Origin of the sequence: Rhizobium sp. R635 (genome assembly GCF_002211285.1) — a bacterium.
Lineage (GTDB): Bacteria > Pseudomonadota > Alphaproteobacteria > Rhizobiales > Rhizobiaceae > Rhizobium.
In genome coordinates, this window is sequence record NZ_LOKX01000018.1 from 48,859 (window position 1) to 74,283 (window position 25,425).

The 25,425-nt window shown below is 62.5% G+C and carries 23 protein-coding genes and 1 tRNA gene; 12 read left to right on the top strand and 12 right to left on the bottom strand.

What is annotated here, in order from left to right:
* Window positions 1–38: 38 nt before the first annotated feature.
* Complete coding sequence (locus tag ATY78_RS15340; protein ID WP_088683174.1) at window positions 39–1,577, top strand: outer membrane beta-barrel protein; 1,539 nt, start codon at window positions 39–41, stop codon at window positions 1,575–1,577.
* A gap of 59 nt (window positions 1,578–1,636) precedes the next feature.
* On the opposite strand, the gene galU is transcribed toward ATY78_RS15340, so the two are convergent.
* Complete coding sequence (gene galU / locus ATY78_RS15345; RefSeq protein WP_088683175.1) at window positions 1,637–2,524, bottom strand: UTP--glucose-1-phosphate uridylyltransferase GalU; 888 nt, start codon at window positions 2,522–2,524, stop codon at window positions 1,637–1,639.
* Window positions 2,525–2,727: 203 nt separating this feature from the next.
* On the opposite strand from galU, the gene ATY78_RS15350 reads away from it, so the two are divergent.
* Window positions 2,728–3,951: a lytic murein transglycosylase gene (locus ATY78_RS15350; protein WP_088683176.1), complete on the top strand. Its 1,224-nt coding sequence runs from the start codon at window positions 2,728–2,730 to the stop codon at window positions 3,949–3,951.
* Between the two features lie 61 nt (window positions 3,952–4,012).
* Entirely contained in the window at window positions 4,013–5,251 is a 1,239-nt protein-coding gene (locus ATY78_RS15355; protein WP_190237468.1) for a DUF459 domain-containing protein, read from the top strand.
* A gap of 31 nt (window positions 5,252–5,282) precedes the next feature.
* Here ATY78_RS15355 and ATY78_RS15360 read toward each other — a convergent pair whose 3' ends face one another.
* From ATY78_RS15360 to gltB, 3 genes are all read right to left on the bottom strand, one after another.
* On the bottom strand, window positions 5,283–5,906 hold the full coding sequence (locus tag ATY78_RS15360) for a hypothetical protein (RefSeq protein ID WP_088683177.1): 624 nt from the start codon (window positions 5,904–5,906) through the stop codon (window positions 5,283–5,285).
* 282 nt (window positions 5,907–6,188) lie between these two features.
* Complete coding sequence (locus ATY78_RS15365) at window positions 6,189–7,643, bottom strand: glutamate synthase subunit beta (RefSeq protein WP_088683178.1); 1,455 nt, start codon at window positions 7,641–7,643, stop codon at window positions 6,189–6,191.
* A 226-nt stretch (window positions 7,644–7,869) separates the two neighbouring features.
* Window positions 7,870–12,591, bottom strand: a complete 4,722-nt coding sequence (gene gltB / locus ATY78_RS15370) for a glutamate synthase large subunit (protein ID WP_088683179.1) — start codon at window positions 12,589–12,591, stop codon at window positions 7,870–7,872.
* Window positions 12,592–13,131: 540 nt separating this feature from the next.
* Here gltB and ATY78_RS15375 point away from each other — a divergent pair.
* A complete protein-coding gene (locus tag ATY78_RS15375) occupies window positions 13,132–14,184 on the top strand; it encodes a low specificity L-threonine aldolase (RefSeq protein ID WP_088683180.1) in 1,053 nt (350 codons plus the stop codon).
* Between the two features lie 19 nt (window positions 14,185–14,203).
* Here the strand turns inward: ATY78_RS15375 and ATY78_RS15380 are convergent, their stop codons facing one another.
* Window positions 14,204–15,058: a LysR family transcriptional regulator gene (locus tag ATY78_RS15380; RefSeq protein WP_088683181.1), complete on the bottom strand. Its 855-nt coding sequence runs from the start codon at window positions 15,056–15,058 to the stop codon at window positions 14,204–14,206.
* A gap of 88 nt (window positions 15,059–15,146) precedes the next feature.
* On the opposite strand from ATY78_RS15380, the gene ATY78_RS15385 reads away from it, so the two are divergent.
* Window positions 15,147–16,151 (top strand): bile acid:sodium symporter family protein, encoded by a 1,005-nt coding sequence (locus tag ATY78_RS15385; protein ID WP_088683182.1) that lies wholly within the window; start codon window positions 15,147–15,149, stop codon window positions 16,149–16,151.
* 61 nt (window positions 16,152–16,212) lie between these two features.
* Here ATY78_RS15385 and ATY78_RS15390 read toward each other — a convergent pair whose 3' ends face one another.
* Window positions 16,213–16,683: an Hsp20 family protein gene (locus ATY78_RS15390; protein ID WP_088683183.1), complete on the bottom strand. Its 471-nt coding sequence runs from the start codon at window positions 16,681–16,683 to the stop codon at window positions 16,213–16,215.
* 424 nt (window positions 16,684–17,107) lie between these two features.
* Here ATY78_RS15390 and ATY78_RS15395 point away from each other — a divergent pair, with 424 nt between their 5' ends.
* Window positions 17,108–18,082, top strand: a complete 975-nt coding sequence (locus ATY78_RS15395; RefSeq protein ID WP_088683184.1) for an alpha/beta hydrolase — start codon at window positions 17,108–17,110, stop codon at window positions 18,080–18,082.
* Between the two features lie 48 nt (window positions 18,083–18,130).
* Here the strand turns inward: ATY78_RS15395 and hisN are convergent, their stop codons facing one another.
* Together hisN and ATY78_RS15405 are read right to left on the bottom strand one after the other, a co-directional pair.
* A complete protein-coding gene (gene hisN, locus ATY78_RS15400; RefSeq protein WP_088683195.1) occupies window positions 18,131–18,904 on the bottom strand; it encodes a histidinol-phosphatase in 774 nt (257 codons plus the stop codon).
* A gap of 283 nt (window positions 18,905–19,187) precedes the next feature.
* Window positions 19,188–20,069 (bottom strand): N-formylglutamate amidohydrolase, encoded by an 882-nt coding sequence (locus tag ATY78_RS15405; protein WP_088683185.1) that lies wholly within the window; start codon window positions 20,067–20,069, stop codon window positions 19,188–19,190.
* A 188-nt stretch (window positions 20,070–20,257) separates the two neighbouring features.
* Between ATY78_RS15405 and cpdR1 the strand changes: the two genes are divergently transcribed.
* The 4 genes from cpdR1 (at window position 20,258) to ATY78_RS15425 (ending at window position 21,808) form a co-directional block, all read left to right on the top strand.
* The gene (gene cpdR1 / locus ATY78_RS15410) at window positions 20,258–20,620 is read left to right on the top strand and encodes a response regulator CpdR1 (protein WP_003542883.1); all 363 of its coding nucleotides are present in this window, start codon (window positions 20,258–20,260) and stop codon (window positions 20,618–20,620) included.
* An 84-nt stretch (window positions 20,621–20,704) separates the two neighbouring features.
* Window positions 20,705–20,779 (top strand) — tRNA-Val (locus ATY78_RS15415).
* Between the two features lie 100 nt (window positions 20,780–20,879).
* Window positions 20,880–21,161, top strand: coding sequence for a hypothetical protein (locus ATY78_RS15420; RefSeq protein WP_245313583.1), 282 nt, complete (start codon window positions 20,880–20,882; stop codon window positions 21,159–21,161).
* Window positions 21,162–21,313: 152 nt separating this feature from the next.
* Window positions 21,314–21,808: a hypothetical protein gene (locus ATY78_RS15425; RefSeq protein WP_245313584.1), complete on the top strand. Its 495-nt coding sequence runs from the start codon at window positions 21,314–21,316 to the stop codon at window positions 21,806–21,808.
* 6 nt (window positions 21,809–21,814) lie between these two features.
* Here ATY78_RS15425 and ATY78_RS15430 read toward each other — a convergent pair whose 3' ends face one another.
* A complete protein-coding gene (locus ATY78_RS15430; RefSeq protein WP_088683196.1) occupies window positions 21,815–22,537 on the bottom strand; it encodes a hypothetical protein in 723 nt (240 codons plus the stop codon).
* A gap of 218 nt (window positions 22,538–22,755) precedes the next feature.
* On the opposite strand from ATY78_RS15430, the gene ATY78_RS15435 reads away from it, so the two are divergent.
* The gene (locus ATY78_RS15435) at window positions 22,756–23,268 is read left to right on the top strand and encodes an MgtC/SapB family protein (protein WP_088683197.1); all 513 of its coding nucleotides are present in this window, start codon (window positions 22,756–22,758) and stop codon (window positions 23,266–23,268) included.
* A gap of 55 nt (window positions 23,269–23,323) precedes the next feature.
* Here ATY78_RS15435 and ATY78_RS15440 read toward each other — a convergent pair whose 3' ends face one another.
* Window positions 23,324–23,503, bottom strand: a complete 180-nt coding sequence (locus ATY78_RS15440) for a hypothetical protein (protein ID WP_088683188.1) — start codon at window positions 23,501–23,503, stop codon at window positions 23,324–23,326.
* 59 nt (window positions 23,504–23,562) lie between these two features.
* Entirely contained in the window at window positions 23,563–23,781 is a 219-nt protein-coding gene (locus tag ATY78_RS15445) for a hypothetical protein (RefSeq protein WP_190237469.1), read from the bottom strand.
* 349 nt (window positions 23,782–24,130) lie between these two features.
* On the opposite strand from ATY78_RS15445, the gene ATY78_RS15450 reads away from it, so the two are divergent.
* On the top strand, window positions 24,131–25,222 hold the full coding sequence (locus ATY78_RS15450) for a DUF475 domain-containing protein (protein WP_088683190.1): 1,092 nt from the start codon (window positions 24,131–24,133) through the stop codon (window positions 25,220–25,222).
* A gap of 105 nt (window positions 25,223–25,327) precedes the next feature.
* Here ATY78_RS15450 and ATY78_RS15455 read toward each other — a convergent pair.
* A partial coding sequence (locus tag ATY78_RS15455) for an IS3 family transposase (protein ID WP_141105643.1) occupies window positions 25,328–25,425 on the bottom strand: 98 nt, incomplete at its 5' end.

Here is a 25,425-nt window from a genome sequence, read left to right on the forward strand (position 1 = left end):
CTTTGGGTAAGAACCGAAAGCATGTCAGGCACGAATTGATGGGCCAGCCAAAACAGACGAGCAGTGTGACGCCGCTCCGCGCCATGAGCCGTGTCGTCTGCTTTACTGCGTTCGGCGGCCTGCTTCTCGGCCAGACGCCGGCTTTCGCGCAGTCCGCCTCATTGCAGTCGGCGACCAGCCGCGCAGCGTCCTCCGAGAACAATCGCGCGACGACGGGCGCGGCATCCGAAGCCGGCTTCGATGACGAGAGCGACGGCTTGGCCACGCCGGCGGCAAACGGCGCTGCCGCAAACACGGACGATGCCCAGAGGCCCGCCATACCGGACGCGCAATACGGCGACGACATCACCGGCTCCATTCTTGATGAGGACATGCGCCGGCTGAACACCCGCGAGGCCTTGGTCGATGAGACGCTGCCGCGCCGCAAGGCCACCGAAAGCGCCTCGACGGCGGAAACGCCGGGCATTCCGATCGGCACGTTCGTACTCCGCCCGAGCGTGACCCAAAGCATCAACACCGAGACCACCAAGGACGGCGATACCAGGCAGCATCGCGCCTTCCTCGAAACCGATGCGGCCGCGACACTCACATCCGACTGGGGACGTCACCAGCTGACCGTCACCTCGGAAGGCGCCTGGCAGAAGAATATCAGCGGCGAGGGCGAAGAGCAGCCGTCCTTCAAGGTCAACGGCGATCTCCGGCTGGATCTTCCCGACGATACGGTCGCGCACCTGACGGCCGGGTACAATTTCTACCGCGAGGATACGGACGATCCCGACGCCATCGCCGATGCCACGCAGCAGTCCGACGTGCAGGAGTTCACCGCCGGCGCTTCGGTCCAGCGCGATTTCGGCATCCTGCGCGGCACGACGGCGCTGGGGCTCAGCCGTTCGATCTATTCCGACGCCACGCTTGCAAACGGCACGACCGTGACCCTGAGCGACCGCAACCAGACGACCGGCACGCTGCGCGGGCGCGTCGGCTATGAGCTGTCGCCCGCACTCATCCCCTTCATCGAAGCCACGGTTGGCCGCACGATCTATGACGAAACGCGCGACTCCGCCGGTTACGAACGTTCGGGCCACAGCTATGGCGCCAAGGCGGGCGTCGAGGTCGATCTCGGCGAAAAGCTGAAGGGTGAAGTCGGCATCGGCTACGCGATGGCGGATTTCGAAGACAGCCGGCTGTCCTCGATCGATACGGCCACGCTCGATGCGAGCCTGCTCTGGTCGCCGATCCGCGGCACCGATGTCAATCTCGACCTGCAGACGAGCATCCAGCCCTCGACGACGGCAGGCGAGAGCGGCTACGTCTCGCACGCGCTGACGACGACGGTCACCCACCAGCTGCGCGACAATCTCGTCGGGACGATGATCGGCGGCGTCATATGGCGCGATTATCCCACGGACAGCACCATCAACGACGAGCTCGTTTATACCACGGCGACCGGCCTGACCTGGAACATCAACCGCTATCTCGATCTGACCAGCACGCTCGGCTACGAGCTGACCACGCGCAAGGACGGCGACGACTCCCAGCAATGGCGCGCCGGCGTCGGCCTCAAGCTGAAAAGATAAACGCCGCGCCTCCGATGGGAGGCGCGGCGTTCTATCACTGATAGGCTTGGGCGGAAATCTTACTTCAGCCCTGCAAGCAATTCCTTGAAGCCGCCTTCGACGGACGGACGGATGTCGGCACGTTCGAGGGCATAGGCGACGTTCGCCAGGATGAAGCCGTCCTTGGCGCCGCAGTCGTAGGTCGTGCCGCGGAAATGGTAACCGGCGAAATCCTGTTCCTTCAGCAGCTTCAGCATGCCGTCGGTGAGCTGGATCTCGTTGCCGGCGCCGCGCTCCTGGGTTTCGAGGATCTTGAAGATCTCCGGCTGCAGGATGTAGCGGCCGTTGATGAAGAAGTTGGAAGGCGCCGTTCCCTTGGCGGGCTTTTCCACCATGCCGGTGATGCGGAAGCCCTCGCCGATCGCTTCGCCGACGCCGACGATGCCGTATTTATGCGCCTGGTCGGGCGCGCATTCCTCGACGGCGATGATATTGCCGCCGCTCTGGCCGTAAAGGTCGATCATGCCCTTCATGCAGCCCTTGTCGCCCTTCATGATCATATCGGGCAGCAGCAGTGCGAAGGGCTCGTCGCCGACGATCTCGCGGGCGCACCAGACGGCATGGCCGAGGCCGAGCGGCTCCTGCTGGCGGGTGAAGCTCACCGTGCCGGCTTTCGGCAGCTGCTGGGCGAGAAGGGTGATTTCCGCCTTCTTGGCGCGTTCGCGCAGCGTCTGTTCCAGCTCGAAATGAATATCGAAATAATCTTCGATGACGTGCTTGTTGCGTCCGGTGACGAAGACCAGATGCTCGATCCCTGCTTCGATCGCCTCGTCGACGACATATTGAATGATTGGCTTGTCGACGACCGTCAACATTTCCTTGGGAACAGCCTTCGTTGCCGGTAGGAATCGCGTCCCCAATCCGGCAACCGGAAATACTGCTTTACGAACTTTGCTGTGCTGAGCCACACCGGCCTCCTGCTTCGATCATATCGCTTTGGAAATAGAGCTTTTTAGCTTCAACTAGTATAGAATTGCTACTGTTTTGCAACTGATGACCGTCGCGGGCCGTCATGGTAAAGAATTTGTTGACTCCGTTCCTGTAGTCTCGGGTTTGGGCGGACATGATGCCCCGCTGCACCGGAAACTGAAGATGTGGGATACGACTGTCGATGACCCAGAATCACAAAAACTCCCTTCGTGGTCTTGCTCTCGCCTTCGTTGTCGCCGCCCAGGTTGGGCTGGTCCCCGACAACGCGAAAGCTGATTCCCGGTTCCAGAAATGGATCGCGGATTTTTACCAAACAGCCGCTCAGAGTGGCATCAGTAAGGCAACCTATCAAAAGGCCTTTTCCGGGGTGAGCGAGCCCGATCCCACCGTGCTCGAAAAGGCGGCCTATCAGCCGGAATTCACCTCTAAGATCTGGGACTACGTCGATTCGCGCGTCAATCCCTACACCGTCAAGATCGGCCGCGAGATGGCGGTCAAGCACGCAAGGACGCTCGCTGCGATCGAACAGCGATTCGGCGTCGACAAGACCATTCTTCTCGCCATCTGGTCGATGGAATCGAATTACGGCGCGATCCTCGACAAGGACGACCGGCTGCATTACGTGCCCCGCGCTTTGGCAACGCTTGGCTATGCCGATCCGAGCCGCGCCAAGTTCGCCAAGAAGCAGTTGATTGCCGCGCTGAAGATCCTGCAGAACGGTGACGTGCCCGCGCGGGAGATGACCGGCTCCTGGGCCGGCGCCATGGGCCACACCCAGTTCATCCCGACGAGCTATCTGCTCTATGCCGTCGACGCCGACGGCAATGGTCACCGCGACATCTGGAACTCGGTGCCGGATGCGCTGGCGACCTCGGCCAACCTGCTGATGAAGAACGGCTGGGATACCGGCAAGACCTGGGGCTACGAAGTCGTCGTTCCCGCGGCCGCGGCCAAGCAGGCCGGCAAGACCCATACGCTGGCCCAATGGGCCGAGCTCGGCCTGAAACGCCCGAACGGCAAGGCCTTTCGCGAAGGCGGCACCAAGGCCGTGCTGAAGATGCCGGCCGGGCCCGGTGGCCCCGGCTTCCTGATGACGGCCAACTTCTTCACCATCAAGAACTACAATGCGTCGGACAGCTACGCCCTTGCCGTCGGCCTGCTGGCCGACCAGATCGCCGGTTACGGCGGCATGCAACAGCGCTGGCCGCGCCCGGACGGCGCGCTCGACATCACCGAGAAATTCGAGCTGCAGACGCGTCTCAAGACGCTCGGCTATTACAATGGCGAGGTCGACGGCAATTTCGGATCGGGTTCGAAGGCGGCGATATCGGCCGTGCAGGAGCGCATCGGCATGCAGCCGGACGGCGAGCCGTCGCTGCCGCTTCTGAACGCGCTTCGCCGCTAGAACCGGTGTAACCGTGACCTACATAAAGCGGGAGTAGACGCTGGCCTGCCCTCAGTGCAAGATGCCGGCAGATGCGGAACTGCCCATGACCAAGAAAACTGACCGGACCCCTCAAAGCCGCTGGCTCATGCTCGCCTTGATGGCGGCTTCGCTGGGTCTCGGCGCGCTTGCGCCGGTGGCTGTCGCGCAAGCCCAGGAGCAGCGCTACCAGCGCCGGTCGATTCTCGATTTCTTCCTCGGCCGGCGCTATCTCGACGACGGGCCGCAGGCCCCTGACGTCCAGCAGCCGAGACGCCAGCAGCGCAAGCGCCCGCCGGCGCAGAAAGCCGTGGTCAGCCCCCGCACCGCGCCGCCGATCCGCGCTCCCGTACAGGAGGAGCCGGTCGTGCAGAAACTCGCCGACGCCCGCAAGATCCTGATCGTCGGCGATTTCCTTGCCAGCGGCCTCGGCGACGGCCTGACCGCTGCCTTCGAGACGTCGCCCGGCGTCATCGTCGAGGCTCGCGGCAATGTTTCCTCGGGTCTCGTCCGCGACGATTATTACGACTGGCCGGAACAATTGCCGAAGATGATCGACGAGCTGAAGCCGGCCATGGTCGTCGTCATGATCGGCGCCAACGACCGTCAGCAGATGGTGACCGACACCGCCAAGGAAAAATTCCGCACCGACGGCTGGTTTGCCGAATATCGTCGGCGTGTGCTCTCCTTCGGCAAGGAAGTCGCCGATCGCAAGATCCCGCTGCTCTGGGTCGGCCTTCCCGCCTTCGAATCCGATCAGATGACGGCCGATGCCGTCCAGATGAACCAGCTCTACCGCAACCAGGTCGAGAGCATCGGCGGCGAATTCATCGATATCTGGGATGGTTTCGTCGACGAAAACGGCAACTTCATCGTCACCGGATCGGATGTGAACGGCCAGCAGGTACGCCTGCGCACGTCCGACGGCATCAACCTGACCCAGGCCGGCCGACGCAAGCTCGCCTTCTACGTGGAAAAGCCCGCCCGCCGCATTCTCGGCACCCAGGCAAGCCCGGATCTGGTGCGCCTGGACGAAAGCAACCTGCCGGGTCTCGGCCTTCCCACCAACCCGGTCGAGCACACCGTACCGATCAGCCTCTCCGATCCCAATCTCGACGGCGGCGCCGAGCTTCTCGGCGCAAGACCGCCCCCTGTGACGCTGACGAAGTCGCCGCGCGATCTCCTGGTCGAGCAGGGTGAGATGACGCCGGCACCCGTCGGGCGCGTCGACGACTACCGCATGCCGGCGGCCAAGACGCCGGCCGAAGTCTCGGTGAAATAACAAGGCCGCGCGAGACGCGCCTTCTTTTCGTTTACGCCGCCTGCGGCCAGCTCAGATAATAATAGTTCGAACCGATCAGACCGAAGAAGGCGTTGCTGTCGTTCGTCTGATCGACATAGCTGCCGTTCTCCTTGACGAAGGCGCCGTCGGAGCCGCGCTCCAGATGCGCATCGAGGAAGTCGCTCCAGCCGCTGACATCGATCGCCTCGCCAGCTTTGCTTTCCCCTGCCTCATCGGGATCGTCAACGTCCCAGGCGGCGATCGAGACGCCCTGCGTCGGATCAGAGATGGTGAGCGTGCCCGCTTCGAGTGCCGCCAGCATGTCGTGAGCCTTGCCGCTTTCGCCTTCGGCCGCGGCCGCTTCTTGCAGCTGCTGCTTCAGCATCGACATGAAGGAGGCGCTGGTCACATCGGCGCTGTCGCCGGTCGTATCACTCTCATCGGACGTCTCGTCCTTCGACGAAAGCGTGTCGAGCAGCCCAGACAGCGCCTGATTGGAAAGAAGCGACGCGGAGCTCGAATCGAGCCCGTAGCTGCTCAGAATGCTTGCCGCCGACGAACTCTGCGTATCCTCCGCGCTTTCATCGGCGCTGCGAAGATTCTTCAGGGCGTATTGGGCCGAAACCATCCTGGTATTGTCGAGTGCAGAAACCATGTGAATAATCCTTGTCGATCATTCGCGGCGGTCATATTGCCTGGCGCCGCGGCCGATGGTGAAATGCCTTGGCCGGCACGGCGGGGCACATCCGCTCCGGTCGCCGCCGGCTCCTCCTGAGCCCGCGTCAGGCATCAGCGTCACCGCCCGGCATTGCTTGAGGCTTGCGTCCCACCTCGGCGCGTCAAGCGGTCGCACCGGCAAAAGAGCGCCTTACCGGACGTAAAAAAACTCCGCCGGAAGGGCGGAGTTCGTGTCTTTGCCAGCCTGTATGAGCCGAGATCAGTTCGGCAGGACGCTCGAGCCCATCAATGCCTCGTCGATGGCGCGTGCCGCCTGGCGGCCTTCGCGGATCGCCCAGACCACCAGCGACTGGCCGCGGCGCACGTCGCCCGCCGTCCAGAACTTGTCGACCGAGGTCTTGTAGTCGCGGTCGTTGGCGACGACGTTGGTCGAGCCGCGCTTGTCGGTGTTGAGCGTCAGCTTGCCTTCGAGCTCCTTCAATACGCTTGTCGTGAACGGGCCGCGGAAACCGATGGCGATGAAGGCGAGATCGGCGCGGATGACGAATTCCGTGCCGGCAACCGGCCGCCGGCGCTCGTCGACCTCGCAGCATTTGACACCCGTCAGCACGCCGTCTTCGCCGACGAATTCGAGCGTCGCCACCTGGAATTCACGCACGGCGCCCTCGGCCTGCGAGGAGGAGGTGCGCATTTTCGTCGCCCAGAAGGGCCAGACGGCGAGCTTGTCTTCCTTCTCAGGCGGCTGCGGCCGGATGTCGAGCTGAGTAACCTTGACGGCCCCCTGGCGGAACGCCGTGCCGACGCAGTCCGAAGCCGTATCGCCGCCGCCGACGACGACGACATGCTTGGCTCCGGCCAGGATCGGATCAGACGGCCAGCCGACGCTGTCGATGTTTTCGCGCCCGACGCGGCGGTTCTGCTGCACGAGATAAGGCATCGCATCATGCACGCCGGCAAGATCCGTGCCCGGGATGCCCGCCTCGCGCGGTGTCTCGGAGCCGCCGCAATAGAGGACGGCGTCGTGATCGGCGAGCAGCTGCTCGACCTTGACGTCGACGCCGACATTGACGCCGCAATGGAAGGTGACGCCCTCGCCCTTCATCTGCTCGACGCGGCGATCGATGAAGTTCTTCTCCATCTTGAAATCGGGGATACCGTAGCGCAGCAGCCCGCCCGGCTTGGTCTCGCGCTCGTAGACATGCACCTCATGGCCGGCGCGGCCGAGCTGCTGGGCAGCCGCCATGCCGGCGGGACCGGAGCCGATGACGGCGACCTTCTTGCCCGTATGAACGGTGGCCGGCTGCGGCCTGATGAAGCCGAGCTCATAAGCCTTGTCGGCAATCGCCTGCTCGACCGTCTTGATCGCGACCGGCGCATCCTCGAGATTCAGCGTGCAGGCTTCCTCGCAAGGCGCGGGGCAGACGCGGCCGGTGAACTCCGGGAAGTTGTTGGTCGAATGCAGGTTCTGGATCGCCGCTTCCCAGTTGTTGTTGTAGACGAGGTCGTTCCAATCCGGAATCTGGTTGTGAACCGGGCAGCCGGTGGGGCCGTGACAATAGGGGATGCCACAGTCCATGCAGCGCGCGGCCTGTTTCTGCACTTCCGGGTCCGACATCGGGATCGTGAACTCGCGGAAATGCCGGATGCGATCCGACGCCGGCTGGTACTTCGCCACCTGCCGGTCGATTTCCAGAAATCCTGTAACCTTACCCATTTCTTCGTCCCTTACCCTCATGACCGCCTCACCGCGGCCAGTTGTCTGTCGTCAGTCCCCGGTGTTCCGGGCGGGTTGCTTGTCTTGACCGTCATTGGAACGGATCTCCTGAAGGACACCGGGCGATCCGGACGGCCCATCGCCGTCGTCATGATCGTTCGAGTCATCGAGATGTTTCCGTCATCCGCCACCCACACTCGGCAAGTGGCGGATGCTCCGGTTCAAATCATTCCGCAGCGATGCCCATCCGGCTGCGCTCCATTTCCTCAAGGGCACGTCGGTATTCCACAGGCATGACCTTGCGGAATTTCGGACGGTAGTCGGCCCAGTTGTCGAGGATCTGCTTGGCGCGGACCGAGCCCGTATAATGCAGATGGTTGGAGATCAGCTGGTAGAGGCGCTCCTCGTCGTGACGGGTCATGTCACCGGAGACGTCGACGCGTCCCTTGTGCATGAGATCGCCACCATGATGATGCAGCTTCTCCAGCATGTCGTCCTCTTCCGGCACCGGCTCGAGCTCGACCATCGCCATGTTGCAGCGGCTGGCGAAATCGCCGGTTTCATCGAGCACGTAAGCAACGCCGCCGGACATGCCGGCCGCGAAGTTACGGCCCGTGGCGCCGAGCACGACGACGACGCCGCCGGTCATGTATTCGCAGCCATGGTCGCCGACACCCTCGACGATGGCGATCGCACCCGAGTTGCGCACGGCGAAACGTTCGCCGGCCACGCCGCGGAAATAGCATTCGCCCTCGGTCGCGCCGTAAAGCACGGTGTTCCCGACAATGATCGAATTCTCGGCCACGATCCTGGAATTCTCCGGCGGCCGGATGATGATCTTGCCGCCCGAAAGCCCCTTGCCGACATAGTCGTTGCCGTCGCCGATCAGGTTGAAGGTGACGCCGCGCGCGAGGAATGCGCCGAAGCTTTGGCCCGCCGTGCCGCGAAGCGTCACGTTGATCGTGTCTTCCTTCAGCCCGCGATGGCCGAAACGCTTGGCGACCTCGCCGGAGAGCATCGCGCCGGCCGAACGGTCGACGTTCTTGATGCCGACTTCGAAGGCGACGGGCGTCTTGGCGGTCAGCGCCTGTTGTGCCTGCTCGATCAGCGCGCGATCGAGAATATCGTCGATCGGGTGCTGCTGCCGGCTCGTCCAGAAGGTCTGTTCCTTCGCAGCCTCGACCTTGTGGAAGATGCGGCTGAAATCGAGGCCCTTCGCCTTCCAGTGCGCCAGCATCTCGTCCTTCTCCAGCAGTTCCGAGGCGCCGATGATATCGTCGAGCCGGGTGAACCCCAGCGAGGCGAGGATCTCGCGCACTTCGTTGGCGACGAAGAAGAAGTAGTTGATGACGTGCTCAGGCGTGCCCTTGAAGCGCTTGCGCAGCACCGGGTCCTGCGTCGCCACGCCCACCGGACAGGTGTTGAGATGGCACTTGCGCATCATGATGCAGCCGGCCGCGATCAGCGGCGCGGTGGCGAAGCCGAACTCGTCTGCTCCGAGCAGCGCCCCGATGATGACGTCGCGGCCGGTCTTGAGACCGCCGTCCACCTGCAGCGCGATGCGCGAACGCAACCCGTTCAGCACCAGCGTCTGCTGGGTTTCGGCAAGGCCGATCTCCCAGGGGCTGCCGGCATGCTTGAGCGAGGTCAGCGGCGACGCACCCGTGCCGCCGTCGAAACCGGCGACCGTGATGTGGTCGGCGCGCGCCTTGGCGACACCGGCGGCAACCGTGCCGACGCCGACTTCGGAGACGAGCTTGACCGAAACGTCGGAGGTCGGGTTGACGTTCTTCAGGTCGTAGATCAGCTGCGCCAGATCCTCGATCGAATAGATGTCGTGATGCGGCGGCGGCGAGATCAGGCCGACACCCGGCGTCGAGTGACGGGTCTTGGCAACGGTCGCATCGACCTTGTGTCCGGGCAGCTGTCCGCCTTCGCCGGGCTTGGCGCCCTGCGCCACCTTGATCTGCAGCACGTCGGCATTGACGAGATATTCGGTGGTGACGCCGAAGCGGCCCGAGGCGATCTGCTTGATCGCCGACCGTTCCGGGTTCATCGAACCGTCAGAGAGCGGCATGTAGCGGTCGGACTCCTCGCCGCCCTCACCGGTGTTCGACTTGCCGCCGATCCGGTTCATGGCGATCGCCAGCGTCGTATGCGCCTCGCGGGAAATCGAGCCGAAGGACATCGCCCCCGTCGAGAAACGCTTGACGATATCAGCCGCCGGCTCGACCTCGTCGACCGACACCGGCTTGCGGCCGAGCGCCTCGGCGCTCTTGATGGTGAAAAGCCCGCGGATGGTGTTCATGCGCAACGCCGAATTGTTCACCATCTCGGCGAATTCGCGGTAACGATCCTCGGCATTGCCGCGCACGGCATGCTGGAGGGCTGCAACCGCGTCCGGCGTCCAGGCATGGCTTTCGCCGCGCATGCGGTAGGCATATTCGCCGCCGATATCGAGCGTGGTGGCCAGCAGCGGGTCCTTGCCGAAGGCCGCTGTGTGGCGGGCGACGGTCTCTTCGGCGATCGCTTCGAGGCCGATGCCTTCGATCATCGTCGCGGTTCCGAAGAAATACTTGTCGACCAGTTCCGACGACAGGCCGATCGCATCGAAGATCTGCGCGCCGCAATAGGACTGATAGGTCGAGATGCCCATCTTCGACATGACCTTGAGGATGCCTTTGCCGACCGCCTTGATGTAGCGGTAGACGATTTCGGAAGCATCGACCTCCTTCGGGAATTCGCCCTTGGCATGCATGTCGAGCAGCGTGTCGAAGGCGAGATAGGGGTTGATCGCCTCGGCGCCGTAGCCGGCGAGCAGGCAGAAATGATGCACTTCGCGCGGTTCACCGGTCTCGACGACGAGGCCGACCGAGGTGCGAAGCCCCTTGCGGATCAGGTGATGGTGCACCGCCGCCGTGGCGAGCAGCGCCGGAATGGCGATTCTATCAGGCCCGATCTGACGGTCGGAGAGCACGATGATGTTGTAGCCGCCCTTGACGGCCGCTTCCGCGCGCTCGCAGAGCCGGTCGAGCATCTCAGGCATACCGGCAGCACCGCGTTCGATATCATAGGTGAAATCGAGCGTCTTGGTGTCGAAACGGTCTTCCGTATGGCCGATCGAGCGGATCTTTTCGAGATCGCCATTGGTCAGGATCGGCTGGCGCACTTCAAGGCGCTTGGCGTTCGCCATGCCTTCGTGATCGAGGATGTTCGGGCGCGGGCCGATGAAGGAGACGAGGCTCATGACGAGCTCTTCGCGGATCGGATCGATCGGCGGGTTCGTCACCTGCGCGAAGTTCTGCTTGAAATAGGTATAAAGCAGCTTCGGCTTTTCCGACATCGCCGAGATCGGCGTATCCGTGCCCATCGAGCCGATCGCCTCTTGGCCGGTCGTGGCCATCGGCGACATCAGGATACGGGTGTCCTCGGTCGTGTAGCCGAAGGCCTGCTGACGGTCGAGCAGCGACACGTCGCGGCGCAGCGCCCGCGGCTCCACCGGCTTCAACTCTTCAAGGATGAGCTGGGTGCGGTCGAGCCAGTTGCGATAGGGATGCGCCGTCGCAAGCTGCGACTTCACCTCGTCGTCGGAGATGATGCGGCCTTCTACCATATCGATCAGCAGCATCTTGCCCGGCTGCAGGCGCCACTTCTGAATGATCTTCTCTTCCGGGACCGGCAGAACACCGGCCTCGGAGGCCATGATGACGCGGTCATCGTCGGTCACGAGATAACGTGCCGGCCTGAGGCCGTTGCGGTCGAGCGTCGCGCCGATCTGCTTGCCGTCGGTGAAGGCGACGGCCGCCGGCCCGTCCCACGGCTCCATCAGCGCGGCATGATATTCGTAGAAAGCCTTGCGTTCGGCCGCCATGGACTGGTTGCCGGCCCAGGCCTCCGGGATCAGCATCATGACAGCATGCGCCATCGAGTAGCCGCCGCGAACCAGGAATTCCAGCGCGTTGTCGAAGCAGGCCGTGTCCGACTGTCCCTCGTAGGAGATCGGCCAGAGCTTGGATATATCCTCGCCGAACAGCGGCGAAGAAACCGAAGCCTGGCGCGCCGCCATCCAGTTGACGTTGCCGCGCAGCGTGTTGATCTCGCCGTTATGGGCGACCATGCGATAGGGATGGGCAAGCTTCCACGACGGGAAGGTGTTGGTCGAGAAACGCTGGTGCACGAGGGCGACCGCACTTTCGAAACGCGGGTCCGCCAGGTCCTTATAATAGGCGCCGACCTGATAGGCCAGGAACATGCCCTTGTAGACCACCGTCGCCGAGGACAGCGACACCGGATAGAAATTGCTCTCCTCGCCATCGAACTCGTCATAGATACGGTTGGAGATCACCTTGCGCAGCGTGAACAGCCGGCGCTCGAACTCGTCGTTGTTTTCGGCATCCTCGCCTGCTCCGATGAACACCTGCACGTGATGCGGCTCGGTCGCGGCGATATCAGGCGCCTTGGAAAGCGAGGAATTGTCGACCGGCACGTCGCGGAAACCGATGAAGACCTGCCCCTCTTCGACGATGACGTCCTTGATCACCTTCTTGAAGTGCTCGATCTGCTTTTCGTCGCGCGGCATGAAGATATGGCCGACGCCATATTCGCCGGCCGGCGGCAGGGTGATGCCCTGCGCGGCCATCTCCTCGCGGAAGAAGCGGTCTGGGATCTGCACCAGAATGCCGGCGCCGTCGCCCATCAGCGGGTCGGCGCCGACGGCGCCGCGATGCGTCAGGTTTTCGAGGATGAAGAGGCCGTCCTTGACGATCTGGTGCGACTTCTCGCCCTTCAGGTGCGCGACGAAGCCGACGCCACAGGCATCGTGTTCATTGGCGGGATCGTAGAGCCCCTGTTTCTTCGGCAGGCCGGAAGCGGATTTGGACGTCTTGGCCGTCGCGCGCGCCTCTGCAGCGGCAAACCGGTCAAGTTCCATGGATGGCGTCTTCGTCATCGTCTTTCCTCCTGTCGAAGCCCGCGGGGCTGCGGGCGGCTTTTCGTCTTGCGCCGCAACCCGAAAATAGGTCCGTCGCATGACAGCGCTGTTGCATTGTGAAGATCGGCCGCAGACATCTGCTTCTCGAGGAAAGCAAACCGTCGCGTTCCGCGCCCGCCATTCGCCTCCGCGCGCCGCCTGGGGCTTGACGCTCGGAAGAACTATAGCGTGAAAGCCCGTCGCTGCCAGGGTTTTCGGCGCCTCTTCGGCCGCAAGGGCCAAAATAGGACAGCAACACTGCCCTAATTCATCAGTTCCATGCCAGAAACGATCTCGGTCCGCAAGAGCGTCACGTCAAAAATCGTGATTTTGCGACGGAAGATTGCCAGATAATCCACGATGGCGAAATAAAATTACGCATTCAATCCCTATTCTTTTTATTGATTGCGTAATTCAATTTTCGTGATGTGTCGGGGGCGACAACCTTGATCCCGTGAAGCTTTGGCGTAAGGTCCGCTGCGAACCTCCCAGCTCCTTCCACTCCCCACGGTCTCCGCCATGTTCTTTGCTTCCGATAATTGGGCTGGCGCCCACCGATCCATTGCCGAACGCCTGCTCGCGGAATCGGCCGGCTTCGCTCCTGCCTATGGCGCCGGCGATCTCGACAAAAAGGTCGAGGCCCGCTTCTCAGAGATCTTCGAGCGTGAGGTTTCCGTCTTCTTCGTCGCCACCGGCACGGCCGCCAACTCGCTGGCGCTGGCGAGCGTCCAGCGGCCCGGCGGGATTACCTTCTGCCATTCGGAAGCCCATGTGATCGAAGATGAATGCGGCGCGCCGGAATTCTTCTCCGGCTCCGCCCGCCTGATCGCCGTCGACGGCGAAGCGGGCAAGATCGATCCGGCCAGTCTCTCGTCGAAGATCGCGCACTTCCCCGAGGATGCCCTCCGTCATGGCCGCGCCAGCGCTGTCACCATCACCCAGGCGACCGAGATCGGCACCGTCTATTCGCTGCCGGAGATCGGCGAGATCGCCGCCATATCGAGGAAACGGAACCTGCCGCTCCACATGGATGGCGCCCGCTTCGCCAATGCACTGGTGGCCCTCGGCGCCACCCCAGCCGAAATGACCTGGAAGCGTGGCGTCGACATGCTGTCCTTCGGCGGCACCAAGAACGGCTGCTGGTGCGCGGAAGCGATCGTCTTCTTCAACCCGGACCAGGCAAAGGAAATGCCTTTCATCCGCAAACGCGCCGCCCAGCATTTCTCCAAGTCGCGCTTCATCGCGGCCCAGTTCGATGCCTATTTCGAAAACGGCCTCTGGCTCGATCTCGCCCGCCATTCGAACACCATGGCCGACCGCTTGCGCGCCGGCATCGGCGCCAGCAGCGCCGCACGCCTGGCCTGGCCGACCGCATCCAACGAAGTCTTTGCCGTCATCAGCAAACGAGCGGCCAAAACCGCCGAGGAAAAGGGCGCGAAATTCTACGAATGGCCCGTCCCCACGACAACGCCCGATCTCGTTTCCGAAAGCGAGACCCTGATCCGCCTCGTCACCAGCTTCGCGACGACCGAGGCCGACGTCGATGGCTTCCTCAAGTGTCTGGCGGCCTGATCGCCCGGACGGCGATGTCTTACGCCGACTTCAGCCTTCTCACCTTTTGCAGAATATCGTCCGAAAGTGCCGCGACCAGCGCCTGATCCGCTCCCTTGCGCGGCACCAGCACGAACTCCACATCCTCCAGCACCGGCAGCCGTCCCGCGGCAATTTCCTTCAGCCCTGAAGGCGCCATGCTGCGCGGCTGCACCAAGACACCCATTCCGGCCCGCGCCGCCGCCGTCAGGCCGCTGAGGCTGCCGCAGGTGCAGACGATCCGCCATGCCACGCCGTTTCGTCCAAGCGCCTCCAGCGCGATCGCCCGCGTGACGCTCGGCGGCGGAAAGGCGATCAGCGGCAGGAGACCGGAGGCGAGCACATGCTCGGGATCGCGCGCCAGCCAGACGAGCGGTTCGCGATAGACCAGTTTCCCCCGCGCGTCGCCGAGCCGGCGCTTGGCGAGCACCAGATCGATCTCGCCATTGTCCTGCATCTCGTAAAGGACGCCCGATAGCGCCACGGTCAGCTCCAGGTCGACGGATGGATGCGAGCGAACGAAATCCTCCAGCACCGCCGGCAGCTGGCTGGTGACGAAATCCTCCGAAACCCCGAGCCGCAGGCTGCCGCGCAGGCTGTTGCTCCTAAACAGCGACTGCACCTGCCCCTCGATCGAGAGCATGGCGCGCGCATGCGAAAGCAGCGCCTCGCCATCGCCGGTCAGCATTACCTTGTGCGTGTCGCGCGCCAGCAGCTTGCGCCCGAGCGTGGCTTCCAGCCGCTGTATGTGCTGGCTGACCGTGGATTGGCCGAGACCCAGCCTTTCCGCGGCAAGCGTGAAGCTGCCCATCTGTTCGACGGCAACGAAACTGCGCAATTGCGAGAGGTCGAGCAAATCCTGATCCTCGATAACTGTTATTCCTTGCATCCTGGATCATAATGGACGACAGAACAATGACTATTCTTATTGCTGCGAGACCGCCATGCGCCGTTTTCTGCCCGATACGTTCACGATCCTGCTCGTCTGCACCGTCATCCTCGCCTCCCTGTTTCCGGCGAGCGGCAGCTTCGCGCATTATTTCGGCATCGCGACCGATCTCGCCATCGCGGCGCTGTTTTTCCTGCATGGCGCCCGCCTTTCCCGTGATGTCGTCATATCGGGCCTCCTGCACTGGCGCCTGCATCTCGTCATCCTGCTGACGACCTTCGGCGTCTTCCCGCTGCTCGGCCTGGCGCTCGGCTTCATCCCCGATACGATCCTGCCGCAGCCGCTTTATCTCGGCATCCTCTTCCTGTGCGTGCTGCCGTCGACGGTGCAGTCGTCGATCGCCTTCACCTCGATGGCCGGCGGCAACGTGCCCGCCGCGATCTGCTCGGCTTCTGCTTCCAACATTTTCGGCATGTTCCTGACGCCGCTGCTCGTCGGCCTGCTCTTTTCCGTGGGCGGCCATGGCGGCTTCTCCTTCGACGCGCTTCAGCAGATCCTGCTGCAGCTGCTTGCGCCCTTCATCGTCGGCCAGATCCTGCAGCCCTGGATCGGTGACTGGATCCGCGCCAAGAAGAAGATCCTGATGCCCGTCGACCGCGGCTCGATCCTGATGGTCGTCTATCTCGCCTTCTCGACGGCGGTCGTCGAAGGACTGTGGCGCACCTTCTCGATCGCCGACATCGCGGTCGTCATCGTCGCCGACATCGTGCTTCTGGCGTTTGTCCTGGTTTTGACGATGTTCGGCAGCCGCCGGCTGGGCTTCAACAAGGCCGACGAAATCACCATCACCTTCTGCGGCTCGAAGAAGAGCCTGGCCAGCGGCGTGCCGATGGCAAACGTCATCTTCGCTGGCCAGTCGATCGGCGCGATCGTTCTGCCCTTGATGCTGTTCCATCAGATCCAGCTCATGGCCTGCGCCGTCATCGCCCAGAAATACGCCGCCGCTGCGGCCCGCCGCGCAACGGAACAGCAGATCAAGGATGCCGCCAGCCCTGCCTGAGCGGCAAATAAAAACGGCGCCCCGTGGGAGCGCCGTCCGTTTCCTCACAAGGGAAGAATGATCAGCCGTTGATGACCTGCGCCTCGATGGCCTTCGGAGCCTCGACCGGCTCGGCGGCAATCGCGATCTTGCGGGGCTTCATGGCCTCGGGAATGTTGCGCAGAAGGTCGATGTGCAGCAGGCCGTTCTTCAGCGAAGCGGCTGACACCTCGACGTGATCGGCAAGCTGGAAGCGGCGCTCGAAGGCGCGCTTGGCAATGCCGCGATAGAGGAATTCGCCGCCTTCGGCGGTTTCCTCTTTCTTTTCGCCCTTCACCGACAGCACATGGGCATGGGCCTCGATCGAAAGCTCGGTTTCGTCGAAACCGGCGACGGCCATGGTGATGCGATAGGTGTTTTCACCGGTGCGCTCGATATTGTAGGGCGGATAGGTCTGCGCCTGCTCCGGCTGGGCAAGGCTGTCGAGCATGGTGAAAAGCCGGTCGAAACCGACGGTCGAGCGATAGAGGGGAGAGAAGTCTACGTGACGCATGATGTCCTCCTGCGGAAGCGACGTGTTGCGATAAAATGCCCCTGAAACCCCATCTTTGGCGGCCTCGGGACGGTTGCGCGGGCCCTGTCCGGCGCCCGCAGGATGGAGATGGTGATGGGATTTACGGAGTTCAAGACCTTTCTAAAATCACCTCGATCGGCCGTGAACCTGGCATGAACGACTGGTTCGGAACGCGTTCAGGCACCACCGCCTAGGAATCGCAGCGTCGGGTAAATCTGGTCCCGATGGCTGAAGTGCATCGTCCCTTCTTCTTCGGCCTCAACTTCGGCCGGCTGCGAGCACCCTCATGTTCCTGCCGGCCCTTTTACCCCCGCCTGCCTTGCCGGCGCACCGCTTTCCAAGCCGCATGCCATGCGCTATCCCTGATAGGCGAAGCAGTCAGCAGCGGCGCATTGGCAAGGTCATGGATCAGGTTCTCTATTCGACGCCCGACAATCCCGCCCCGGAAAACCGGACCGAAGGGTTCTTCGAAACCCATGACGGCCACCGGCTGCGTTACGCCGTTTTTCGCGCCAGCGCCCAGGTCGCCAAGGGCACGGTCGTCATCATGCATGGCCGCAACGAATATATCGAAAAATATTTCGAGACGATCCGCGACCTCACGGCTAAGGGTCTCTGGGTCGCGACCTTCGATCTGCGCGGCCAGGGTGGTTCGTCGCGGCTCTTGAAACGCCGCAATCACGGCCATATCCGCCGCTTCGCCGATTACGAGCGCGATCTCGATACCTTCCTCGAAAAAGTCGTGCTGCCGGATACGCGCCTGCCCTTCTACCTGCTCGGCCATTCCACCGGCGGGCTGATCGCGCTGTCGGCTGCCCCCTATCTCAACACCCGTATCGATCGCATGGTGCTGTCGGCTCCCTTCATCGGGCTGACCGGCCAATCCGCCTCGCCCCGAGTCATCCGCACCCTTGCCGGCGCGCTGACGTCCGTCGGCCTCGGCTTCATGCCGCTGACCTCGAAACTGAAGGAGCCGGATTTCCGCGACAATCCCCTGACCTCGGACGAAACCCGCTTCGAGCGCAACGTCGCGATGATGAAGGCGCATCCGGAATTGACGCTCGGGCCGCCGACGGCCCGCTGGCTGACCGAAGCCTTCCGCACCATGGATCGGGTCACCTCGCCCAATCATCTTTTCTCGATCACCATCCCCACCATCGTCATTGCCCCGACGCGCGATGGCGTCGTGCCCTACACGGCGCAGGAGCGGCTCTCGCGCTACTTCCGCGCCGGCCAGTTGGTGCCGATCAACGGCGCCCGCCACGAGATCTTCCAGGAAAGGGATATCTACCGCGCCGCCGCACTCGCCGCCTTCCACGCCTTCATCCCCGGCAGCGATGCCGAGGAGAACGAGGACGTCGCCGCCCTCGGCACGTGAGGGCATTGGCTTCGCCGAGCCCGGGGCATCGGCTTCGCCGAGCCCGGATTAACGCTGCAGGATGGCGATTGCCTGCTCGTAGACGGCACGGCTGCCGGCGGCGATGATCGAGCCGCCGTTTTCCGGCCGTCCGCCGTCCCAGGTGGTGATGATGCCGCCCGCCCCCTCGATGACGGGAATGATGCCGCCGACGTCATAAGGCTTCAAACTGTTTTCGACGACGAGATCGATATGGCCGGCAGCAAGCAGCGCATAGGCATAACAATCGCACCCATAGCGGAAGAGCCGGACCTGGCTCTCGATCTCCCGGTATTTCTCCATCTCCTCGCCGGCGAAGAGATGCGGCGAGGTGGTGAACAGGATGGCATTCGAAAGCGCCTCGCACCGGCGCGTCGCCAGCCGCCGCTCGCCTTCCGGGCCGATATAGATCGAGCCGTTCTGGTCGGCGAAATAGCGCTCGCCGGTAAACGGCTGTTCGATCATGCCCATGATCGCCCGGCCTTGTTTCTGCAGGCCGATCAGCGTCCCCCATACCGGCAGGCCGGAGATGAAAGCGCGCGTGCCGTCGATCGGGTCGATCACCCAGACATAGTCGCGGTCGAGCCCGACATTGCCGTGCTCCTCGCCGAGGATGCCATGATCGGGAAAACTCTCCTCGATCAGCGCCCGGATGGCGAGTTCGGCCGCCCGATCTCCCTCCGTCACCGGATCGAAACCGGAGGAAAGCTTGTTCGTGACATCGAGGCCGGAGCGGAAACGCGGCAGCGTCTCGGCCTTGGCGGCCTCCGCCAGGCGATTGAAGAACGAGCGGTCAGGAAGCATGATGGCACCGTTTGGCTGGCGGGATTGGCGCTTTTCATAGCGAAAAGCAACGGGAATGCAAACGCGGCAGGCAATTTCCGTTTGATTGCCCAAAGATATCGCAATGCAATATATTGCTTGACATTTGTGCAATGCAAAAGTAGTGTCTTCAGTACAGTCTTCTGACTGTAAATACCCTCCTTGGGTGTTTCCTCCCTAGACTTAGCCGCGCTCACGAGCGCGGTTCTTTTTTGGCCTTTGACAAAAGACCAAGCTCCTGAAGATCCCTGAAATCGACAAAAGTTTATTCGGCGGCCAGAGCCCGGTCGCCGGCGAATTTCTCGACGTAATCCGCCATCTGCCGCATGAACGCCTCTACGGCGTCGGCCACCGCGGCAAAATCCTCGCGTTTCTCCAGCGTCACCTCGTCGACATAGATCGCCCGGTTCACTTCGATCTGCAGCGCATGCAGCCCGCGTGACGGCCGGCCGTAATGTTCGGTGATGAAGCCGCCGGCATAGGGCTTGTTGCGGATCGCCGCAAAACCCATCTCTTCGAGGATCGCGATCGCCGCACGCGAAAGCTCGGCCGAGGCGCTGGTGCCGTAGCGATCGCCGATGATGAAATCGGGCCGCCCGGTGCAGCCCGCCACCCGCACATTGCCCGGCATCGAGTGGCAGTCGATCAGCACGCCGAAGCCGAACTGCACGTGGGTTCGGGCAATCAGCCGGCGCAGCGCCGCATGATAGGGCTTGTAGACCGCCTCGACCCGATCGAGCCCTTCCTGCACCGGCAGACGCCGCGCATAGATCTCCATATTTTCGGCGACGATGCGCGGGATGGTGCCGAGCCCGCCGGCGACACGCAGCGAATTGACGTTTGCATAGGGCGGCAGCAGCCCGTCGAACATGCGCGGATCGAGTTCGTAGGGCTCACGATTGACGTCGAGATAGGCGCGCGGAAAGTTGGCGACGAGCAGCGGCGCGCCGAGGGCGACGGCCGAAGCGAAGAGCTCGTCGACGTAATGATCCTCCGAGCGGCGGATGGCGATGCCTTCCAGCCTCGACTGGGCGATGAATTCCGGTGGATAAACCCGGCCGCTATGGGGGGAGTTGTAGACGAAAGGAATGGTCTGCGACACGGGCTCAAGAACTTCAAAAAGCTCGTATTCGCCTATTTCCGGCACTTCTGGCCCTCTTTACCATGTCATGAACTGACTGCTTCACCCATGTTGCCAGTTGCCCGGCCTCAAGTCCATACTATGTAGAAGGGATGGCGGTCGCGCATAGGCAATTCACCGGTTGTTTACCGGGCAAAGACTAGTGTAAACGGCTGGCAGCCCACCCAAAACCTATTGATTAGCGGTCTGGATTGATGACTCAGAAGATACTTCTCGCCGAAGACGACAATGATATGCGCCGTTTCCTGGTGAAAGCGCTCGAAAAGGCCGGCTACAAGGTCCTTTCTTACGACAATGGCGCGAGCGCCTATGACCGGCTGCGCGAGGAGCCGTTTTCCCTGCTCCTGACCGATATCGTCATGCCCGAAATGGACGGCATCGAGCTGGCGCGCCGCGCCACCGAACTCGATCCCGACCTGAAGGTGATGTTCATCACCGGTTTTGCCGCCGTGGCGCTGAACCCCGATTCGAAGGCGCCGAAGGATGCGAAGGTCCTTTCCAAGCCTTTCCACCTGCGCGACCTCGTCGACGAGGTCAACAAAATGCTTGCCGCGTAAGGCTTATCGGGCGGCGCGTCACAAAACTGAAAAAAGCCTATTGACGGCTCCGAAGGTTTTGTGATCTATGCGCCGCCATCGGATGGGCGTGTAGCTCAGCGGGAGAGCACTACGTTGACATCGTAGGGGTCACAGGTTCAATCCCTGTCACGCCCACCATCCTAATTCGCTGAAAAGCAAAGGCCTTTCGAGAAATCGAGAGGCCTTTTTACATAATGGCCCCGCAGGTTCGATAAACCTGCCAATAGGAGTTCTCAGCGTGGCGCAGGTAATTAAACGACGCAAAACTCTTGTGGTTTCCAGCGACAAGATTTCCCTCGCAAAGGGCATCAGCCTTCCGCAGGGGCGCTACCCCGTCACTGCCGAATATGTCGTATCGCATATGCGCGGCAGGCCGGTCGAGCAGGCCGGCCGGGTGATGCTTCACCTGACGCGGCAGAACCTCCTGGACTATGGCGTCGATCTCACAGGCAGCGCGATGTTGGGCAGCGACATCGATGTAAGCGGCAACGTGGCGCGCAAGGAAGCCACTCTGGAGTGATTTGCCGGGCAAGGCTGGTTGACCTTCTTCGTGCCATACAGGATGCACGCTCGACTGAAGGCACAGGCCAAATTTCGTCATAGAACCGTGCGAATTCTGCCTTCAGCGTGCCGCCGATTCGCCGCCGCAGACAGATGAGGTTGAAACAGAGAATGAGATTTTTCGCATCGGCAGTCGCAGCTCTTTTTTCCACCGCCCTCGCCTTGCCGGCCTCTGCCGCGCCGGCTCCCGCCCCCGAGACCTTTCCCGGGGCGCCCGGCGTCATTACGCTTTCCGGTAAATGCGCCAAGCTCGTCGTCGCCAAGTTCGACGCCACGAAAGGCTGCAAGAACGAGCTTGCCAGCGTCACGCTCGCCAACGGCACCGTGACCTTCATCTTCACCTCGGATGGCAAGGCGCTCGGCTTCCAGGGCGACGGCGGCGGCATCAAGCCCGCCTCCAACGGCAATGCCCGCCTGCCGCTCAGCCTCGTGACGACAGGTGTCGGCAACAAGATGACCGGTCAGGTCAAGGTCGCCGGCTTCTGCACCTTCGGCAATCCCTATGCCGGCAAGCCGATCGCGATCGAATGCGCGGCCGAAAGCAAGGATTCCTCTTTCACCGGCAGCTTCCGCACCGGCGGCAAGCTGGTGAAGAAGGGCAAGTAACTCCCATCAGGCGGCACACCAGGGGCCGCCTGCAGTCCCCGGCTTGCGCGCCAATCCCTCGTTGATCAGCTGCGTACCGAAAGAGCGCCCGTCGCGCGAGACGACGCGCGGCGAGCCGGAAGTTTCGGTCTTACCAGCCGCGTTCATCGTGAAGGGTCCGGCGTTCAGAAGCGCCAGCAGACGCGCCTTGGCGGTAAAGGCTACCCTGCGCTCGTCATCGCAGCGCGCCCGGTCGGCGACCGGGCTTGTCATGTCGGCGATCACGATCTTTTCACCCTTGTACCAGAAGACGCCGCCGTCGCCGACGCAGTTGATGTGCGCGCCCTGCCCGCAATAGCCGAAGGCGGCCGTCCCGGTTTCCGGGGTCGCTGGAGAAGAAGCGGACGGCGTTGCCTTTACCGGCTGAGCGGTCGGCGTGGGGATCGCTGCCGGCGGCAACGGCTGCGCGGGCGACGGCGCCACTTTCGGCGTCGGTGCGGCGAGCGCCACCTGCTTCGGCGGCGTATCCTTCCTGACCGCCGGCTTCGCCTCCGTCATCTCCCGCATCGTCGCAGTCGGCTCCTTGCCGAGCATCGGCTTGATGCTCTTCCAATTGTCATAGGCGGCGATGCCGGCGATTGCGGCAATGCCGATCACCGTCCAGGGCAGCAGTCCGCCACCGCCGCTGCGCGCCTTGCTCTTTCCTCTGGCCGGCGCCTTGCGGCGGCCGCGTGTCGCTGTCTTGGCCATCTGTCCGATTCCCGTGAGGCCGGGATTATCGCCGCCCAATCCTTTCCGAAAGGTTGGCGCGGCGAAAGGATGATGCATCCTCCACCGATCCTTCCCCGAACGGCCGCGCCGGATCGCGAAAACCAGTGCGAAAGTCGAAGTCCATGCCGGCGAAAACCGAACAAATCCAGCGCCCAGACGTTAGCCAGCGAAAAATGCCGCAGCCCGAGGAAATTTTCATGGATCTCATCTTCGCCGACATGATACCGGCATCGCGCATCCACTATCCCGTCATCTTTGCCCGCCTGCTCGGCGCCATCGTCTTCGGCGGCCTCATCGGCTTCGAGCGCGAGGCGCGTGACCGCCCTGCCGGCTTCCGCACGCATATTCTGATCAGCCTTGCCGCCGCCCTCTTCGCCATCATTTCGATCGAGGCCGTGCATATGCCGGGCTTTGCCGATGTCGAGCAGGTTCGAATCGATCCGCTGCGCGTCATCGAAGCCGTGACCGCAGGCGTCGCATTCCTGGCGGCGGGCATGATCGTCTTTGCCAGAGGTCGGATCCACGGGCTGACGACGGGCGCCGGCATGTGGCTCTCCGGCGCCATCGGCCTCGCCATGGGCTTCGGCTATTGGCCCGTTGCCTTCTTCGCGACGCTTGCCGCGATTTGCGTCCTCTTCGCTTTCGGCAAGTTGGAACGGTGGCTCGGCTATAATTCCGGACAGCGTGTCGATCGGGACGAGCGTCAATAGACAGCAAACGCCCGGCATCATGCCGGGCGCTCAGGCTGACACCATTGTCTTCAGGTCATTCGGATGGTGCGGCCGAAGGATCGCTTTTCCCGACCGATGCCGGGTGAATGATCGGCGCGGCGAGCGGCTTCTGACGCTTGCCGATATCGATGCGTTCGTCGGCCGTCTCACGGACTGCCTTCCATTCGTTTTCGTGCCGGATGAAGATGTCGCGGGGCACAAAGTTCTCGGTCATATGCTTCACATCCTGTTTCGAATTGCCGTCGAAATGCCAAGAGGGTTTCCGGAAAGCGGTTATTTCCTGCCCTTGATGTCGGGACCGCCCTTGGAGAGGTCGGCGCCGCTCACATGGGCCGGCACATGAATGTCGTGGATGACGCCAGGCGTGAGAGTCAGGTCGACATGATGCGGCGGCAGCACCTGCGCCTTCTGCATGCGGTTCGGTCTTGCCCGCTTCATGCGGTCGGACGCTTTCGTGCGTTTGTCGGGGATATGGGTCGAAGTGTGCATCATCGGCCTCCTTTAAGCTCAACCAGGATTTAACGAGCGGCGTGCCGGATGGTTCCCAAAAAATTGCCGATCTCTATGGCGCGTTTGGCCTTGACTGGTTTGGGAAGTAGATTACCTAGGGCCTATCCCGCAGCCTTCCAGACATCGGCTGCGGGGAACATTGGTGCCGGGTCCCTCTGGCGAGAGTTTTTACGGCGCTCTCGTGATGTCGGTACCGCCTGCAGCTCAAGCCGGCGGATTTTTCATCGATGAAAAAACTCACCATGCCTCGTCAGCATGCCCGTTGTGGCATGCCGCGTTTTTATAATATCTCCACCCTCTCCAACACGCTTTGCGGCCGCGAGGTGCGGCCATGAACCAGCCCCAGACCAGTAAATCCTCGCTCGGCTATTTCCGCTGGGCTTTCATCGTCACGGCCGTCGGCCTTGTTCTCGGCGCCGTGCTTGGCTGGCAGACGACCGGCACGATCGGCGGCATGGCGACCGTCTTCTTCATCTGCACCGTGCTTGCGGTGCTGGAGATCTCGCTCTCCTTCGACAATGCCATCGTCAACGCCAACAAGCTAAAGGAGATGACGCCGGTCTGGCAGAAACGCTTCCTTACCTGGGGCATCATCATCGCCGTCTTCGGCATGCGCATCGTCTTTCCGCTGGCGATCGTCGCCATCGCAGCACGGATCGGCCCCTGGGATGCTCTGGTGTTGGCCGCCCGCGAACCCGAAGAATATGCCCGCATTATGAACGATGCGCATCTGCCGATCGCAGCCTTCGGCGGCACCTTCCTGATGATGGTCGGCCTCAGCTATTTCTTCGACCATGAGAAGAAGATCCATTGGCTTCGCGGCCTGGAAAAGGTGATGGCGCGCTCGGCCACCATCAGGGGCATCGAGATCGCCTTCGTGCTGGCGCTGATGCTCGTCTTCTCCTGGCTGATCGGCGGCGAGGAAGCCAGCATCTTCGTCCATTGCGCCATCTACGGCCTGCTCACCTTCCTCGCGGTCGAGGTCGTGGGCGAGCTGCTCGATGCTTCGCAGCAGACGATGAGCGCTGCCGCCAAGGGCGGTCTCGGCGCCTTCATCTATCTGGAGGTGCTGGACGCCAGCTTCTCCTTCGACGGCGTCATCGGCGCCTTTGCGCTCACCCAGAACCTCTTCGTCATCGCGATCGGCCTTGGCATCGGCGCCATGTATGTGCGCTCGATGACGATCATGCTGGTGGAGAAGGGAACGCTCGCCGAATACCGCTATCTCGAACATGGCGCCTTCTACGCCATCCTGATCCTTTCGGTGATCATGTATGCGCAGACCCTGGTGCACATTCCCGAGGTGATCACCGGCCTCGGCGGCGCGGTCCTGATCGGCCTGTCGCTCTGGTCGTCCATCCGCTACAACAGGCGCGAACGGGTGGAAGACCACGCCGGCCGGCGGGATGAACTGCACGCCTGACGCGGCAGACGATTTGAGGTCGCAACGCGCGTCAGCGTTGCGGCTATCATTAGGACAAAAATAAAGCCCGCGACCATCTGAACTGACCCCGTAAAGTTGGACGGTTTATTGGCTGGGATTATTTAAGGGCTGAGTCCTGTATTGAACAGGGCTCAGCCCTTTGAGTTTTAGCCTGATGCGATCGTTGTTGTAATACCGAATAT

Bases quoted from the DNA above. Each gene is read 5' to 3' on its own strand.
- ATY78_RS15395 (WP_088683184.1), top strand. From the start codon at position 17,108: ATGGATCAGGTTCTCTATTCGACGCCCGACAATCCCGCCCCGGAAAAC.
- gltB (WP_088683179.1), bottom strand. From the start codon at position 12,591: ATGACGAAGACGCCATCCATGGAACTTGACCGGTTTGCCGCTGCAGAG.
- ATY78_RS15355 (WP_190237468.1), top strand. From the start codon at position 4,013: ATGCCGGCAGATGCGGAACTGCCCATGACCAAGAAAACTGACCGGACC.
- ATY78_RS15375 (WP_088683180.1), top strand. From the start codon at position 13,132: ATGTTCTTTGCTTCCGATAATTGGGCTGGCGCCCACCGATCCATTGCC.
- ATY78_RS15440 (WP_088683188.1), bottom strand. From the start codon at position 23,503: ATGACCGAGAACTTTGTGCCCCGCGACATCTTCATCCGGCACGAAAAC.
- ATY78_RS15430 (WP_088683196.1), bottom strand. From the start codon at position 22,537: ATGGCCAAGACAGCGACACGCGGCCGCCGCAAGGCGCCGGCCAGAGGA.
- ATY78_RS15390 (WP_088683183.1), bottom strand. From the start codon at position 16,683: ATGCGTCACGTAGACTTCTCTCCCCTCTATCGCTCGACCGTCGGTTTC.
- ATY78_RS15450 (WP_088683190.1), top strand. From the start codon at position 24,131: ATGAACCAGCCCCAGACCAGTAAATCCTCGCTCGGCTATTTCCGCTGG.
- hisN (WP_088683195.1), bottom strand. From the start codon at position 18,904: ATGCTTCCTGACCGCTCGTTCTTCAATCGCCTGGCGGAGGCCGCCAAG.
- ATY78_RS15435 (WP_088683197.1), top strand. From the start codon at position 22,756: ATGGATCTCATCTTCGCCGACATGATACCGGCATCGCGCATCCACTAT.
- ATY78_RS15340 (WP_088683174.1), top strand. From the start codon at position 39: ATGGGCCAGCCAAAACAGACGAGCAGTGTGACGCCGCTCCGCGCCATG.
- ATY78_RS15365 (WP_088683178.1), bottom strand. From the start codon at position 7,643: ATGGGTAAGGTTACAGGATTTCTGGAAATCGACCGGCAGGTGGCGAAG.
- ATY78_RS15360 (WP_088683177.1), bottom strand. From the start codon at position 5,906: ATGGTTTCTGCACTCGACAATACCAGGATGGTTTCGGCCCAATACGCC.
- ATY78_RS15385 (WP_088683182.1), top strand. From the start codon at position 15,147: ATGCGCCGTTTTCTGCCCGATACGTTCACGATCCTGCTCGTCTGCACC.
- cpdR1 (WP_003542883.1), top strand. From the start codon at position 20,258: ATGACTCAGAAGATACTTCTCGCCGAAGACGACAATGATATGCGCCGT.
- ATY78_RS15425 (WP_245313584.1), top strand. From the start codon at position 21,314: ATGAGATTTTTCGCATCGGCAGTCGCAGCTCTTTTTTCCACCGCCCTC.
- ATY78_RS15350 (WP_088683176.1), top strand. From the start codon at position 2,728: ATGACCCAGAATCACAAAAACTCCCTTCGTGGTCTTGCTCTCGCCTTC.
- ATY78_RS15445 (WP_190237469.1), bottom strand. From the start codon at position 23,781: ATGATGCACACTTCGACCCATATCCCCGACAAACGCACGAAAGCGTCC.